The sequence below is a fragment of the Mesobacillus thioparans genome (assembly GCF_965138835.1).
Lineage (GTDB): Bacteria > Bacillota > Bacilli > Bacillales > Cytobacillaceae > Mesobacillus > Mesobacillus thioparans.
On sequence record NZ_CBCSFH010000001.1, the window covers coordinates 631,822 to 647,473 of the forward strand.

At 44.7% G+C, this 15,652-nt stretch carries 13 protein-coding genes; 2 read left to right on the forward strand and 11 right to left on the reverse strand.

The features are described 5' to 3' along the window. Positions 1–70 precede the first annotated feature (70 nt). A complete protein-coding gene (locus tag ACNAZ4_RS03250; protein ID WP_415812738.1) occupies positions 71–895 on the reverse strand; it encodes an NAD-dependent epimerase/dehydratase family protein in 825 nt (274 codons plus the stop codon). A gap of 67 nt (positions 896–962) precedes the next feature. Then, positions 963–1,703: an alpha/beta hydrolase gene (locus ACNAZ4_RS03255; protein ID WP_415812739.1), complete on the reverse strand. Its 741-nt coding sequence runs from the start codon at positions 1,701–1,703 to the stop codon at positions 963–965. A gap of 292 nt (positions 1,704–1,995) precedes the next feature. Between ACNAZ4_RS03255 and ACNAZ4_RS03260 the strand changes: the two genes are divergently transcribed. Next, entirely contained in the window at positions 1,996–2,184 is a 189-nt protein-coding gene (locus ACNAZ4_RS03260; protein ID WP_415812740.1) for a YjzD family protein, read from the forward strand. A 42-nt stretch (positions 2,185–2,226) separates the two neighbouring features. Here ACNAZ4_RS03260 and clpB read toward each other — a convergent pair whose 3' ends face one another. After that, on the reverse strand, positions 2,227–4,812 hold the full coding sequence (gene clpB, locus ACNAZ4_RS03265) for an ATP-dependent chaperone ClpB (protein WP_415813002.1): 2,586 nt from the start codon (positions 4,810–4,812) through the stop codon (positions 2,227–2,229). Positions 4,813–4,922: 110 nt separating this feature from the next. Continuing rightward, complete coding sequence (locus ACNAZ4_RS03270) at positions 4,923–5,105, reverse strand: YjzC family protein (protein WP_415812741.1); 183 nt, start codon at positions 5,103–5,105, stop codon at positions 4,923–4,925. Between the two features lie 151 nt (positions 5,106–5,256). On the opposite strand from ACNAZ4_RS03270, the gene ACNAZ4_RS03275 reads away from it, so the two are divergent. Continuing rightward, positions 5,257–6,069, forward strand: a complete 813-nt coding sequence (locus ACNAZ4_RS03275; protein WP_415812742.1) for an undecaprenyl-diphosphate phosphatase — start codon at positions 5,257–5,259, stop codon at positions 6,067–6,069. Positions 6,070–6,130: 61 nt separating this feature from the next. On the opposite strand, the gene argF is transcribed toward ACNAZ4_RS03275, so the two are convergent. The 7 genes from argF to argC form a co-directional block, all read right to left on the reverse strand. Further along, complete coding sequence (argF, locus tag ACNAZ4_RS03280; protein ID WP_415812743.1) at positions 6,131–7,087, reverse strand: ornithine carbamoyltransferase; 957 nt, start codon at positions 7,085–7,087, stop codon at positions 6,131–6,133. Continuing rightward, positions 7,084–10,185, reverse strand: a complete 3,102-nt coding sequence (locus tag ACNAZ4_RS03285) for a carbamoyl phosphate synthase large subunit (RefSeq protein ID WP_415812744.1) — start codon at positions 10,183–10,185, stop codon at positions 7,084–7,086. The genes argF and ACNAZ4_RS03285 overlap by 4 nt, the downstream gene beginning before the upstream one ends. After that, a complete protein-coding gene (locus tag ACNAZ4_RS03290; RefSeq protein ID WP_415812745.1) occupies positions 10,178–11,257 on the reverse strand; it encodes a carbamoyl phosphate synthase small subunit in 1,080 nt (359 codons plus the stop codon). The genes ACNAZ4_RS03285 and ACNAZ4_RS03290 overlap by 8 nt, the downstream gene beginning before the upstream one ends. Before the next feature lie 75 nt (positions 11,258–11,332). Next, positions 11,333–12,487, reverse strand: coding sequence for an acetylornithine transaminase (locus ACNAZ4_RS03295; RefSeq protein WP_415812746.1), 1,155 nt, complete (start codon positions 12,485–12,487; stop codon positions 11,333–11,335). Beyond that, positions 12,484–13,257, reverse strand: coding sequence for an acetylglutamate kinase (gene argB / locus ACNAZ4_RS03300; protein ID WP_415812747.1), 774 nt, complete (start codon positions 13,255–13,257; stop codon positions 12,484–12,486). The genes ACNAZ4_RS03295 and argB overlap by 4 nt, the downstream gene beginning before the upstream one ends. A 13-nt stretch (positions 13,258–13,270) precedes the next feature. Continuing rightward, the gene (gene argJ, locus ACNAZ4_RS03305) at positions 13,271–14,506 is read right to left on the reverse strand and encodes a bifunctional ornithine acetyltransferase/N-acetylglutamate synthase (RefSeq protein WP_415812748.1); all 1,236 of its coding nucleotides are present in this window, start codon (positions 14,504–14,506) and stop codon (positions 13,271–13,273) included. 11 nt (positions 14,507–14,517) lie between these two features. Beyond that, positions 14,518–15,552 carry an N-acetyl-gamma-glutamyl-phosphate reductase gene (gene argC, locus ACNAZ4_RS03310; RefSeq protein WP_415812749.1) on the reverse strand — a complete coding sequence of 345 codons (1,035 nt, stop codon included), beginning with the start codon at positions 15,550–15,552 and terminating at the stop codon, positions 14,518–14,520. Positions 15,553–15,652: the final 100 nt, after the last annotated feature.

Below are 15,652 nucleotides of genomic sequence, written 5' to 3' on the forward strand. Positions count from 1 at the left end.
ACCGATAAAAGAATCTTTTACCATTTTACTCTGTGGAGTATGGTTTGAAAAGTATTAATGGAAAATCCCTTCATACTCTGCTGTCTTTTATCCGGCTATATTGCTCCCTTTGTTTGCTTAAGCCCAGGCTTACTTCCTCGTTCCTTTCCACTTTCTTGACTTTAATAGCCCTTTTTATCTTTAATTTCGCAATTCGGCTTTCAGGCACGTCTGGGTCCTGGCCAAGCAATTCCCGTGCGCATACTTTCCATCTGTCGTGTTCTCCGCTTGCAAGTAAATACTGTCCCTGTTCGCCGGATTCCGCCATTTTCCTGATGAATTCAACTACATCATCAATATATACACAATCCACCGTCCATTCCCATGGATCGACTACCGGTTCGCCTTTGTCTCTTTCTGCCTGACTCATCGCCTTATGGAAAAAAAACTTCTCAGGCTGCCATGGTCCAAAGATCGTCGGCAGATAGATTATGAGAACGGAAGACTTAGTGTTATTGATCAGGTCGTGCAAGCCGGAATGCAGTTCTTTCAGGTTCACTTTTTCCTCGGCCATAAATGCGGGAAGGAGCAAAACTGTCTGCTGCTTTTTATCTTGCCGAGACTCCAGTATCGCCAAAAGTCCCTCGAAATAATCCTGTGTGCGGTCCTGATAGAGGAAAGCTTCAAACAAAGCGACAAAAACGGTATCAACTGCTTTTTCACCTTGCCAATCTATTAGACTGATTTCTGAGAAGTTTGCATTCCTGCCAATTTCCAAACGTTTTTCTTCTGTATAATGATCCTCTTTTTCACGAGCGGGATAGATTCCTTCAACTTCCATGCCAAGATCAAGTAAATTCCGACAAAGACTATAGCCTACAAAGTCGTACACTCCAAAAATAGCTGCCCTTTCCATTTAAATTCCTCCTTGCAGATACTCTCTTGTATCCTATGAATCTAATATTGAAAATATTTGCAAGGAGTTACAGGACTTGCTCATGTTTTGACAGAAATTGTACGATTTGCATGCCCAACTGGAGTTTTTTCTCGGGAAGCACGTAAGTTATGGTAATAGGCAAACCGTCTTTTTCCCATTCAATGGATAAGTCCTTGAGGATATTCGATTGTTTGTAAGCTCTGTTTCCAGACAACACCTGAATGATTTTCACCGGCGTTTCTTTATCGAATCCTTCGGCGCCTGTTTTCTCGCAATGAAGTTGCTGTAGAAGATGTTCAATATCGGTTTCGTAAGCAGATTCAAGTTCTCCGACAATCTTTTTATAAAAAAACTTATTCTCTTTTTCCTGTTCCAGGTGGGTAGTCAATGAGAGGATTGGGTTGATCAGAACCAGGGATCTGACCTTGTGATCGCTGATGGCTAGGAGTTTCAAGGCAACCAGGGCCCCCATGCCCTCAGCGACTATATGGAAGGAAGGATTCAAAATTTCATTGCGGTCAATATGAGTGCATAATCTCATCGCCAAATCGACAGCCTTCTCACTGCCCCAATGCTTGCCGTAAAGATTGGAGTAAAAAACAGTGTATCCCTTATTTTTCCATATGTTCAGCATTGAACGTTTACCTTCATTCTGTGTCCAAAAACTGCTCCTGGCGTTCACAAAATGTCGTTCATCTCCTATCGCAAGGATACCGAAACCATTTGGTCTTTCAGGATAATGGATCACATTCCATTCGGTATCCAGTTTAAAGTTCCGGCGCTCCATTTTTACCAACCCCTTCCCTATAGATTATTCATAATACTTTATGTTATTTAACATGAAATGAACGGGAGTTTGCCCATTTTTCCATTAAAACCTTTAGATGGATCGAGGATTATATCACTTTGCGCGGGACCTAAAAAGACCGTTGAATTCTATTATCTATATACTACTTCCCCGGAGCATAAAAATCGAATGATTACATGAAAACGCTTTTCATTTTGTTTAAATTTCATTTATAATTTAGATGGCTTATGGTAAGATGAGAAAAGATTTAATAATGTAAGAGGTGAAAATCGTGAAATATTTCTGGACTCTATTCTGGACCTTCCTTCTTGTTTTAATGTTGAATTATGTTGCCGGCGCTATGATTGGCGTTGGATTGGACCTGGCCCAAAGCACGATCCTTGCTGTTGTGGCGACTGTTATCATCCTCGTGATTCCTGCAGTCCTTCCTAGCGGATCAGAAGAGAAGCACGGTCATTAAAGTACATAAAAAAGTCATCCAGTTGGATGACTTTTTTCTTTATTATTCAACTACCAACGCAATGTCCCCATTTTCAATTCCTATCTCTACCCGGCTCTTCTCTTTGATCCTGCCTGCGATAATTCCTTTTGCAAGCCTTGTTTCCACGCTTCTCTGGATGAATCGCTTCAACGGTCTGGCACCATAGACCGGATCGAAACCATGTTCAGCTAAAAACTCTTTGGCTTCATCTGTGATATTAAGCTGGATCTGCTGATCTGCCAGCCTACCCTGCAGAGTTGAAACCAACTTTCCGACGATCATCTTGATTTCATTCAATGCAAGCGGCTTGAACAAAATGATTTCATCGACACGATTCAGGAATTCAGGACGGAAATGGCTCCGCAGCTGGGACATGACGAGGTCCCTTGTTTCCGAAGTGATGTCCTCAGCTCCTTCCTGCCTCTCAAGCAGGTAGTGTGAACCAATATTGGATGTCATGATGATTACAGTGTTCTTAAAGTCGACCGTTCTTCCTTGCGAGTCGGTTACCCTGCCATCATCCAGCATTTGAAGTAGGATATTGAATACTTCAGGATGAGCCTTTTCGACTTCGTCAAGAAGGATGACAGAATACGGGTTCCTTCTGACAGCCTCTGTCAGCTGTCCTCCCTCTTCATACCCGACATATCCAGGAGGCGCTCCGATCAGCCTTGAAACTGCATGCTTTTCCATATACTCAGACATATCTATTCGGATGATATGCTCTTCACTGTCGAACAAGGATTGTGCCAGCGTCTTCGCCAACTCCGTTTTACCAACTCCGGTAGGCCCAAGAAAAATGAACGAGCCAATCGGCCTGTTTGGATCCTTGATGCCAGCTCTTGCCCGGAGGACGGCATCGGCTACAAGCGATACCGCTTCATCCTGTCCAACGACGCGTTCATGCAGGATACTCTCAAGCTTAAGAAGCTTTTCGCGCTCTCCTTCAACAAGTTTCATCACAGGGATGCCGGTCCAGCGTGACACGATACCGGCAATTTCTTCTTCGGTGACTTCTTCACGGAGAAGCCTTTCACCTTCATTATTGCTAACTTCGACTTCCAATTCCTTCAGTTCTTTTTCCAGTGCAGGAATACGGCCATGCCTTAATTCAGCAGCCTTGTTCAGGTCATAGTCATTTTCAGCCTTTTCCAGTTCACGGCGCAGTTTTTCAAGCAGTTCACGTTTTTCCTGGACCTTATGGATTCCCTCTTTTTCCTGCTGCCATCTTGCCTTCATTCCATTCGCTTTTTCCCGCAAATTCGCGAGTTCCTTACGAAGAATTTCCAGGCGTTCCCGGCTGGCATCATCTTTTTCCTTTGTCAATGCAGCTTCTTCGATTTCCAGCTGCATGACCCTTCTGGTTACCTCATCAAGTTCGGAAGGCATTGAATCAATTTCCGTACGGATCAGTGCACACGCCTCATCAACAAGGTCAATCGCCTTGTCAGGCAGGAACCTGTCCGTAATATACCGATCAGATAATGTGGCAGCTGCAACAAGGGCTCTGTCATGGATGTTCACCCCATGGTGGATTTCGAACCTTTCTTTCAATCCGCGTAAAATTGAAACGGTATCCTCGACGTCCGGTTCTTGAACCAGTACCTGCTGGAATCTTCGTTCCAATGCAGGATCTTTTTCAATATATTTTCGATGTTCATCCAGTGTAGTCGCTCCAATGCAGTGAAGCTCCCCTCGGGCAAGCATAGGCTTCAGCATATTGCCTGCATCCATTGCACCTTCTGTCTTCCCTGCCCCCACGATGGTATGGAGTTCATCGATGAACAGCAGGATTTTCCCTTCGCTCTTTTTCACTTCATTCAAAACGGCTTTCAATCTCTCTTCGAATTCGCCCCGGAACTTCGCACCAGCAATCAGCGCGCTCATATCCAGTGAGAATACTGTCTTATCCTTCAAGCCCTCTGGAACATCTTTACGCACGATCCTTTGCGCGAGACCTTCGACGATCGCAGTCTTGCCGACGCCAGGTTCCCCGATCAAAACAGGATTGTTTTTCGTTTTCCTGGACAGGATCCGGATGACATTGCGTATTTCACTATCCCGGCCGATTACCGGATCAACCTTTCCCGAACGGACTTCCTCAACTAGGTCACGTCCATATTTCTTTAAAACTTCATAAGTTGCCTCTGGGTTTTGTGAAGTCACTCTTTGATTCCCCCTAACCTCTTTGATCCTCGCCAACAGTTTTGTCCTGGTTATACCTGAATTCCTCAAGGCAGACCCTGCCTCGGAACCAGCGATTTCGAGTGCTGCCAGTAAAACGTGTTCAACCGACAGATATTCGTCCTCAAACTGTTTCATTTCCTTTTCACCTTGAGCCAAAACCTTTTGCAATGTCGAGGTGATATATAATTTTCCCTGCTCCACTCCACTGCCTGAAACTTGTGGTTTTTTTGCAAGGATAGTATTTAAGTTTTCTTGATAATTCACGAGGTTCAGCCCCAAACCTGTCAGTAAGGTTGCAGCCAGGTTGCCCTCTTGTCCAAGTAATGAAAGCAAAAGATGGGTATCATCCACTTCCTGGTGATTATATTGAACAGCCAGGGTCTGGGCTGATACAAATGCCTGCTGCAGGCTTTCCGTCATTCTATTCAAATCCAACCCAACCACTCCTTTGACCTTTTTTGACCTTTAAGTTCATTATAATAAAATTTCCCATAAAGTAAAGCCATCCGCACTGGATGGCTTCATTGCTTTTATTTGAATTTCGGCATATACGACCAGTGGCGATTATGGTTTGAGTTTTCAGGAAAACGGTCCCCGGCTTTCAGTTTGATTTTTTGCGGGTTGTTGACATTGCTCCCCGTTTCGCCGATCTCAATATAAATACCATTATTGGGTGCCTTTTGTCCGGCACGGAACTGATGACTTTGACCCATTTGCCTTCCTCCTTCATAAGTATTCCGGCTGTTATATTATTTGCTTTTCCAGCTAAAGTATTAATGCTTATTTTATCCTTCCAAAAATAAGTGATATGTTGTACATTAGTTTGTATGGGTTTTAAAAAAACATGGGGGAACATAAAACGTTATGGAGAATTTTTTTGATTTGATTAAATACATATTATTAGGCTTATTCCAGGGGATCACTGAGCCTATTCCCGTTTCGTCAAGCGGCCATCTTGAAATAGCCGAGCATTTTTTCGGGCTTGAAATCAAGGGTATGAGTTTTGCGCTGTTAGTAAATACTGCTTCATTATTTGCTGTATTATTCATCTATCGGGAAGATATCTGGCGATTAATTGTCAATGGACTGGCATATCTTAAGAATAAAGATCCTGAAGCGAAATCCGACTTTATGTTCATTATCTACCTGATTGTCGGAACGATTCCTGCAGGGGTCATCGGCATCCTTTTTGGCGACTTCATTGAGAAAAATCTTGCTTCGATAAAAACAGTCGGCATTACGTTATTGGTTACGGGCTTTGCACTTTGGATGATCCGGAATTTGCGAGGACGAAAAAATGACGGTGATTTAAGTTTTAGGGATGCGATTATTGTCGGTCTCGCACAGGCTGTGGCCCTCATACCTGGAATCAGCCGTTCGGGTGCAACGATTGTTGCGGCAATGGCTCTTGGTATGAAACAGGAGACAGCACTCAGGTTTTCCTTCCTGTTGTACATTCCTGTCAGTTTCGGTGGCATGATCCTTGGTTTTTCTGACATTTTACAAGACCCTTATCTAAAGGATCTGGCACTGCCATACTTTTTTGCATTTATCGCTTCATTGATTGCCTCTTACTTCTCTTTAAAATGGTTCATGAACATCATGGCCCGTGGAAACCTGAAGTATTTTGCGATTTATTGCTTCATTGTTGGTGCAGCTGTTATCCTCTTTTCATAATTTATGTTGCTCACATATAAAAAGTAAAAACCGGCTATTTAGCCGGTTTTATTTGTATCCTCTAGTCTTTCAAGATTTCCACCAGCAGCGCTTTTTGGGCGTGAAGTCGATTTCCTGCCTGCTCAATGACAACTGAGTGCTGTCCGTCAATCACATCTGCAGCTACTTCTTCCCCTCGATGCGCCGGCAGGCAGTGCATGAAAAGGTAATCTTCTTTTGCTGCTGCCATCAATTCAGCATTCACCTGGAAATCTTGAAAATCCTTCAATCTTTGTTCATTTTCGGCTTCCTGTCCCATGCTGGTCCAGACATCTGTATAGATGACATCTGCTTCTGCCACAGCTTCTGTTGGCGATTCCGTAATGACGAGTTTTGCACCACTCTTTGCTGCAAAGCTTTCACAAAGCGATGTAATGTTGCGATCTGGGTAATACCCGTTTGGACATCCAAGCGATATGTTGATCCCTACTTTTGTGCAGGCAATCATCAGAGAATGGGCGACATTGTTGCCATCACCGATATATGCAAGCTTCAGTCCTTCCAGCTTTCCCTTCTTTTCGTATATCGTCATCAGATCGGCCAGAGCCTGGCACGGGTGATATAAATCGGTCAATCCGTTAATGACAGGTATATCGGCATGCTGTGCCAGCTCCTCTACGGATTTATGCGAAAAAGTCCTGATCATGATGCCATCCAGGTATTGTGAAAGAACCTGGGCTGTATCGCTTAGCGATTCGCCTCTCCCCAGCTGAAGATCATTGCCATTTAGATATAAGGCACTGCCTCCAAGCTGGATCATGCCGACCTCGAATGAAACCCTGGTTCGAGTCGATGATTTATCAAAAATCATTCCTAAGATCTTCCCTTTTAGCGGCTGATCAAACTGCTTATTAAGGGTCTTCTCCTTAAGGATCATCGCCTTTTCCAGCAATGCCAGGATCGCATGTTTTTCTAGATGAGCAAGAGTTAATAAATCCTTGCCTTTTAAATTAATATCAAGCTGCTGCAATGTTGTCATTTTACAATCACTTCCTCGTTTTTTTGTGTCAGCCATTCTCCAAGGGATTTTACATTCCAGGATTGCACGGATTGGCTTTTTAACAGAGCATATAATGTTTCCTTTTGGGTCAAAACGATCTTCCTGTTCTTTACAGCCCACTCCCTTAGAGCGATATCCTCTTTCAAAGTCCCAGGACAATACAAGGCAGCGATTAAGTTATTATCAGTTACATTGTCGATATCCCCAAACTGTACAGTAGGGAACTCGTTTTCCAATTGAGATAAAATCTTTTTATCAGCAATGGCAATCGTCCCGTGGACACTCTTTCCATTTAGCGAATGAAAACTTTTATTGATGGCTTCTTGAAAAGAAGATCCTACACTGATCCCTTCTCCCGTCGATATCATTTGCGGACCGGTTTTGCTATCAAGCCCTTTTAGCGCGAAATTCGAAAAGACCGGATGTTTAACACAAACAAAAGGTGCATCAGAATCAAGTTTGATCTCGTCTTTCGACAAAAAGTATTTCCCAAGCAATATTTTTGTCGCTTTTTTCACTAAATCCACTCCGGCTACCTTGCTAACGATCGGCATCGTCCTGCTTGAACGTGGGTTGACTTCAAGTAAATACACGTCATCACCTTTCACAATGAACTGAATATTCATTAAGCCCTTATATTTTAAACTGCTCACGATTCTCTTGGCATATTCTTCCATTTGTTGTTTCGTCTTCTGCGGGAAGCTTTGGGCCGGGATCATACAAAAACTGTCCCCTGAATGGACACCTGTCTTTTCAATATGCTCGATGATCGCCGGAATCAGAATATGCTCCCCATCCGCCGCGAGATCAAGTTCTGCCTCACTTGCTTCAAGATACTGATCAACCAGTATCGGATACTGTATATTTCCTGCTTCCAGAACATTGCTTAACTCCTGGTGGTTATGAATTACGACCATATTCAGCCCGCCAATGACATACGATGGCCGGATTAGCACTGGGTATCCCAGACGCTCGACTGCATTCCTCAATTCTTCTTCGTCAGCAGCTGTCTCGCCTTTTACCCGGGGAATGTCCAATTTATCGAGCAGTTTGTAGAATTCATCTCTGTCTTCAAAAACATCAATTATCCCGGAGGTTGTTCCCAGCAGCTGTACTCCCTCTTCTTCAAGCCCTTTGGCAAGATTTAAAGCCGTCTGCCCGCCGAGCTGTACGATGACTTCATCAATTCCTTCAAGCTCAATCACATTCAAGATATCTTCCAATCCTAATGGCTCGAAATACAGCCTGTCGGAAATCGCAAAATCTGTGCTGACTGTTTCAGGATTGTTATTGATCATGATCGTTTCGATACCTTCTTCCTTAAGGGCAAAGACGCCGTGAACCGAGCAATAGTCAAACTCAATTCCCTGACCGATGCTGATCGGGCCGCTTCCGATTACGAGGACCTTCCGCTTTCGACTTTTGGCAATCGCCTCATTTTCTCCAAGATAGCTCGAGTAAAAATAATTGGAAGCCGATTCAAATTCAGCAGCGCATGTATCGACCATCTTATAGGCAGGCCTAATACTATGCTGCTTGCGCAGTTCCCTGACAGCTTTCTCTGCAACATTCCAAACTGCTGCCAGATAGGCATCGCTGAAACCTCTTTCTTTTAAGGCTCTTAGCTCGGATGCAGAAATGGTCTCGATCTTGTATTTTTCAATCTTCTTCTCCACTTCAATCAATGAATTGAATTTAGCCAGGAAGAACAAATCAATTTTGGTTTTTTCATGGAGACACATCATTCCTTCGCCTTTGCGCATCAGTTCCAGCAAAGCAAATATCCGCTGGTCTGTCTGATTGTCTGCAAGGGTGTACAACTCTTCAACGGAATAATCCCCAATAGCAGGCAGCTTCAAGTCCATGGTTTTGATGTTAAGGGACCTGACGGCTTTGATGAATGCACGCTCAAAGCTTCTGTCAATCGCCATCGCTTCCCCGGTTGCCTTCATTTGCGTCCCTAGGGTCCGGTCGATTTGCGGGAATTGTTCGAACGGCCATTTCGGGATTTTCACGACTACATAATCGAGCGCCGGCTCATAGCTGGCAAATGTATTGCCCGTTACCGGGTTCTTGATCTCTGCGAGGTTATATCCAACAGCCAGCTTTGCAGCCATTCGGGCAATCGGGTATCCTGTCGCTTTGGATGCGAGCGCCGACGATCGGCTGACCCGTGGATTCACTTCAATCAAGTAGTATTTCTTGCTTTCGGGATCCAGGGCAAACTGGATATTGCAGCCGCCGACAATTCCCAAGGCAGAAATGATTTTCACAGCTGATGTCCTGAGCATTTGATACTCCCGGTCAGTCAGCGTTTGGGAAGGTGCTACGACAATCGAGTCACCCGTATGGATCCCGACCGGATCGATATTTTCCATATTGCAAATCGCTATACATGTTCCCGCGGAATCACGCATCATTTCATATTCAATTTCTTTGAAGCCGGCAATGCTTCTTTCCACCAGACATTGGTTGATCGGGCTCTCATTCAATCCCCCCGACACAAGGGCCAGTAATTCATCCATGTTATCGGCAATTCCGCCCCCCGTGCCGCCAAGTGTATAGGCTGGACGGACAATCAGCGGAAAACCGATTCTTTCTGCAAAAGCAGCCGCTTCTTCCACCTTTTGTACGATTTCGCTTTCCGGCACTGGCTCATTCAGCTTGTGCATCAGGCTGCGGAATGCTTCCCTGTCCTCCCCCTGCTTGATGCTCGACACTGAAGTGCCAAGTACTTTCAGACGGTATTTTTCGAGGATTCCTTCTTCACTCAGCTTGAAAACCAGATTTAATCCTGCCTGGCCGCCCAGTGTGCCGAGAATGCCATCAGGCTTTTCTTTTTTGATGATATTTTCTACGCTTTCCACTGTCATTGGCTCAAAATAAACTGCATCAGCAAATACATGGTCCGTCATGACCGTGGCAGGGTTATTGTTGACAAGGATGACCCGGTAGCCTTCCTCCTTCAGGGCGATGCAGGCCTGTGTTCCTGCATAATCAAATTCTGCTGCCTGGCCGATGATGATCGGGCCAGATCCAATGACCAATATTGATTTAATACTTGTATCCTTAGGCATAGCTGACTTCTCTCCGCTTTCTGTATTTGACTGTTTTGATGAATTCTTCGAATATGAAGATGCTGTCTTCAGGACCCGGACTCGCTTCAGGATGGAATTGTACGGTCATCAGCGGCAGTTTTTCATGATAAAGACCCTCGATGGACTGGTCATTTTTATTCAGGAAACGTATTTTCAAACCTGTATGCTCGATACTACCTTGATCGACCGCATAGCTGTGGTTTTGTGATGACATGAATACTCGGTTTCCTGTCACATCGAACACAGGCTGGTTTGCACCCCGATGCCCAAACAGCATTTTCCTCGTATCCCCTCCGAAAGCAAGGGCCGCCAGCTGATGTCCGAGACAAATTCCCAATACCGGATAATATTCGGCCACTTTCCTGATCTCCAGCAGCTGATCAACCAACTCTTTCGGATCTCCTGGTCCATTTGATAAAAGCACCCCATCAGGCTTCAGCGCCGAAATTTGTTCCGCACTATAATCATAGGGAACGATTGTAACAAGGCATTTTTGTTTAACTAGATAATCAGCTATCGACTTTTTGAAGCCATAATCGACCAATACAATGTGGGTATTGCCCCTTCCAATCGTTACCGGTGACTTGATTGAAACCTCTTTTACTTTCAGGCTTTCTATTGTGTCACAGCATATGGTACTTTCAGCGCTTGCTGCCAGGACCGCTGGCATTGTGCCATTTTGACGGATGTTTTTTACAAGTTCCCGGGTATCAATATGTTCTAGGACAGGAATATTCCATTTCTCAAGGTACTCGGTAAAAGAATGCTGAGCTTCATAATGGTAAGCTTCTTTGGCAGCTTCACAGACGATCACCGCTGCAACATGAGGCTTCTTGCTTTCAAAATCCTCAGCATTGATGCCATAGTTGCCAATCAGCGGGTAAGTGAACACGATGATTTGATTTTTATAGGAAGGATCTGTCAGCACCTCCTGATAACCTGTCATTCCTGTAAAAAATACGATTTCACCGGCGATTCCTGCTTCAGGAAGCGATCCATGCAGGGCTCCCTGAAATTTCTTGCCGTCAGCCAGATGCAAATATCCTTTCATTCGTCACCTCTCCAGTTGAATAATTATTTATATTAGCTAATTTTTATTCATTTTATTTTAAAAAATATACAGCTTTTAAGCTGTCACAGTTTGTTTTATCAGGATTTCTTTTATTATATTTACTGCTTTTTGCAAATCCTCAGTACGAACATTCAGCGGCGGAAGAAGCCTGATCACCTTTTCACCCGCAGGCAAAGCGATCAATCCTGATTTCCTAAGCTCTGAAAGAAATGGCTGGACTGCAGCAGATAATTCAATACCGGCCATCAATCCGATGCCCCTGATTTCAGTTACCACTTCCAAGCCGCCAAGTTCCTTATCAAGCAGTTGAAATAATGTGTCACCCTTGGCAGATACTCCTTTAAGGAATTCATCCTCAAAGATAATATCCATCACAGCAGAAGCAGCCGCGGTACTGATCGGGTTCCCTCCGAATGTTGAACCATGGCTTCCCGGGCCAAAATGTTCTCTGAGTTCCGCTTTACCGACGGCTGCACCAATCGGCAATCCATTTCCAAGCCCTTTTGCAACCGTTATGATATCGGGTGAAATTCCAAAATGCTGAAAGGCAAAGGGCTTACCTGTACGCCCGATTCCCGTCTGGATTTCATCGACAATGAGAAGCACACCATTCTCTTTGCAGATGTTGCCCGCCTCTTTGATAAATTCTTCATTCACGACGTGGATCCCGCCTTCACCCTGGACAATTTCAATCATGACGGCTGCTGTATCGGAATCTATTTCATTTTTGAGAGCTTCCAGGTCATTGAATGGCAGGTGAACAAATGTTTCGAGCATTCTCCCGAAGCCATGCTTGATTTTTTCCTGACCTGTCGCTGCCATGCCAGCAAACGTCCGACCATGGAAGGATTGAAGGAACGTAATGATCTTTTTCCTCCCGGTGGCTTTTTTAGCCAGTTTTATTGCTGCTTCATTTGCCTCTGCACCGCTGTTGGCAAAAAACACGCAATCCAAACCGGATGCTTTCGCAAGTTTTTCTGCCGCTTCTTCCTGGATGCTTTGCGGGAAAAGATTCGATACATGCCAGAATAATTCCAGCTGTTCTTTGACAGCCTGTTCCACAGCTTCAGGACGATGACCCAGGTTGCAAACACCAATTCCAGAAGTAAAATCAAGATATTCAAGTCCATCTTTTCCATATATGACCGACCCGCTTGCTTTCGCAGGCTCAATCTCCCATCTCTGGTAAGTCGGGAATAAGTGACTCATTTTAACACTCCTTCCTTTGCGGCAATCGCTGTTCCATGCCAGCAGTTATTTTTATAGAATGGCTTTTTGCCAGAAATGATCATCACTTTCTCTACACCCGCAGCTGTGGCGGTTAATGCTGAATTCACCTTTGGTATCATCCCGCCATATATGCTTCCATCAGAAATATAGCTTTCTATCTCATGATCAGTTATTTCAGAAACCAGCTCACCATTGATCAGGATGCCATCGACATTGGTCACAAAAGCACACCGTTCTGCCTTCAGGGCTTTTGCCACGGATGCGGCAGCATAATCACCATTGATATTCAGCTTGCAGCCATCCTCTGCGATACCGATCGGAGTGATGACCGGTATATAACCTGACTCGATTGCCATCATGATCAGGTCAATATTAACGTTATTGATATTCCCTACATACCCCAGTCCTTGTTTATCAATATATTCGGCCTGCAGGCAGGAACCATCGCTTCCATTAATTCCAAGAACCTTGAATCCCTGCTTCATCAATAGGCCACACAGATGCCTGTTGGTCTGGCCTGACAGGACCATTTCAACGATTTTCATCGTCTTCTCGCACGTCACCCTAAGACCATCCTTAAAGTCCGCAGCAATCTTATATAAATCAAGCATCGAATTGATCGCTGGCCCGCCACCATGGACGATGACCGGATAATAACCGTCCGTCATCAAATCTTTAAGACTCGTAAAGAATTGATCATCAAGTTCATCCAGCACACTTCCGCCGCATTTCATGACTACAGTTTCCAAAGAATCCGCCCCTTTATGTCCGATAGCTTGCATTTATTTTCACATAATCATATGAAAGGTCACAGCCCCAGGCCATCCCCTTGCCTTCACCAAGATGGAGATCCACGAAAATTTCCACCTTGTCGTTCATCAGGTACTCCCTTGCGATTTCTTCATCGAAAGCAATCGGTGTACCCTCCTTCAGCATGATGAGATCGCCAAGTGAAATGTCCACAGTTTTTGGATTTACCGTTGCCTGGCTTTGGCCGATTGCCCCAATGATCCTCCCCCAGTTGGCATCCGCTCCGTAAACCGCGGTCTTGACGAGGTTTGAGCCGGCTATTTGCTTGCCAATCATCCGTGCCTCTTCATCTGACATTGCGCCGCTTACGGATATTTCAATCAGTTTAGTGGCCCCTTCCCCATCCCTCGCGATTTGTTTAGCCAGGCTGGCACAGCTTTCTTTTAGCAGCTCAACAAAAATCAGCCATTCGGGATGATCACGGTTCAAAGGCTCATTCCCCGCAGCTCCATTTGCCATGACAAGGACCATATCGTTTGTCGATGTATCGCCATCAACCGTAATCTGGTTGAAGGTTGTATTGGTTACTTCTTGTAGTGCATAAGTCAGATCTGCACTTGATATATTCGCATCTGTCGTTAAAAACCCGAGCATCGTGGCCATATTCGGATGAATCATGCCGGAGCCCTTTGCTGCTCCTCCAACCGACACTGTCAATCCATCGATATCAGCAGAGTAACAGGCGTGTTTCATGACAAGGTCGGTAGTCAGAATCGCTGTCTGAAAGTCCTTTGCATGTTCGGAATCGTTCCCGACAGCAAGTTTTGCGATTCCCGCTTCAATTTTTTCCATTTGCATGAACTCACCGATGACTCCTGTGGAAGCAACAGCGACATGAGTTTCAGGAATCCCTAATTTTTCCGCTGCCAGCGCCCGCATCCTCAGTGCATCCTTATAGCCCTGTTCGCCCGTGCAGGCATTCGCACATGCACTGTTGACGACGACTGCCTGAAGAACTCCGTCGCTTGAGATGCTCTCCTGCGTAACGACGAGCGGAGCAGCCTGGAAATGGCTTGTCGTGTATACTGCTGCACAGTTTGCCGCTGCCTCGCTTACAATCATTCCTAAATCAAGCTTGTTATAACGTAATCCCGCATGAATTCCGCCGCACTTGAACCCCTTTGGAGTCAAGATCCCCCCGTCAGGAATCTCTTTGATCAACTTCTGGTCTGTCAATGCCTGGTACATATAATCCTCCTTTATGGATACAGGGGCATCATTTCAAGGCCCGCCGTCTCTTCCAATCCAAACATGATATTAGCGTTTTGGACCGCCTGCCCTGCAGCGCCTTTCATTAAATTATCGATGACCGAAACGATCGTCAGCCTTCCAGTCCTGATGTCCGCATGCAAGCCGATATCACAGTAATTCGAACCTTTCACTTCTTTCACGGCCGGAAAGATTCCTTCCTTCCTGACTCTTACAAAAGGGTGCCGAGAATATGTTTCCTCATATAAATCCAGCAATCTCAAAGTATCCCATTCTTCCTTAAGGTTCACATACATGGTCGTCATAATCCCTCTCGTAACAGGAATTAGATGTGTGCTGAAGGTTATTTTCACCTCATTCCCATTCCAAAGACTTAACTGTTGTTCAATTTCCGGGATATGCTGATGTTCGTTGACTTTGTAAATTTTGAAATTTTCATTCAACTCAGCATACAAAGTGCCTAACGATGGCGACCTGCCTGCACCAGATATGCCAGATTTCGCATCAATGATAATGCTTTTTGGATCAATTACTTTTTCCGCCAGTACCGGGGCCAGCCCGAGAAGCGCCGCAGTTGGATAGCAACCTGGATTAGCCAGAATGTCCGCATTGGCAATCTGCTCCCTGTTCCATTCGCTAAGGCCATAGACTGCTTCACCCAGGATGGAGTTGGAGACTGCTTCATACTTATACCATTTTCTATAAGTTTCGGAATCCTTTAATCTCAAGTCACCGGACAGGTCGATTACTTTTATATCTTGATTAATAAATCTTTCGACAAGTTCTCCAGAAACCTTAGATGGTGTTGCCAGGAAGACGATGTCTGCTTCCTCGACGATTTTATCAGGATCAATGCTTGTGAGGACTTTGTCAAAAATGCCTGTCAAATGGGGGTATTCTGCAGATACTGGTTTCTCATCCCGTGTTGTATGTACTGAATGGATGGTGAAAGATGGATGATTGTTAAGAATGCGGATCAGTTCGCCTCCCCCATAACCTGTCGTTCCGATAATCGCTGCCTTCACGTTTTTCCTCCTTTCAGAATATGCATAAATAAACATATTTATTTATAAATATTAGTTGAGTTCTTCTTATTATAAAAACTTGACTCTAAAAAGGCAACTA

Coding starts and splice junctions, on each gene's coding strand:
- argF (WP_415812743.1), bottom strand. CDS start 7,087: ATGACAACATTGCAGCAGCTTGATATTAATTTAAAAGGCAAGGATTTA.
- clpB (WP_415813002.1), bottom strand. CDS start 4,812: ATGACGGAAAGCCTGCAGCAGGCATTTGTATCAGCCCAGACCCTGGCT.
- argJ (WP_415812748.1), bottom strand. CDS start 14,506: ATGTACCAGGCATTGACAGACCAGAAGTTGATCAAAGAGATTCCTGAC.
- ACNAZ4_RS03275 (WP_415812742.1), top strand. CDS start 5,257: ATGGAGAATTTTTTTGATTTGATTAAATACATATTATTAGGCTTATTC.
- ACNAZ4_RS03290 (WP_415812745.1), bottom strand. CDS start 11,257: ATGAAAGGATATTTGCATCTGGCTGACGGCAAGAAATTTCAGGGAGCC.
- ACNAZ4_RS03270 (WP_415812741.1), bottom strand. CDS start 5,105: ATGGGTCAAAGTCATCAGTTCCGTGCCGGACAAAAGGCACCCAATAAT.
- ACNAZ4_RS03295 (WP_415812746.1), bottom strand. CDS start 12,487: ATGAGTCACTTATTCCCGACTTACCAGAGATGGGAGATTGAGCCTGCG.
- ACNAZ4_RS03285 (WP_415812744.1), bottom strand. CDS start 10,185: ATGCCTAAGGATACAAGTATTAAATCAATATTGGTCATTGGATCTGGC.
- ACNAZ4_RS03255 (WP_415812739.1), bottom strand. CDS start 1,703: ATGGAGCGCCGGAACTTTAAACTGGATACCGAATGGAATGTGATCCAT.
- ACNAZ4_RS03250 (WP_415812738.1), bottom strand. CDS start 895: ATGGAAAGGGCAGCTATTTTTGGAGTGTACGACTTTGTAGGCTATAGT.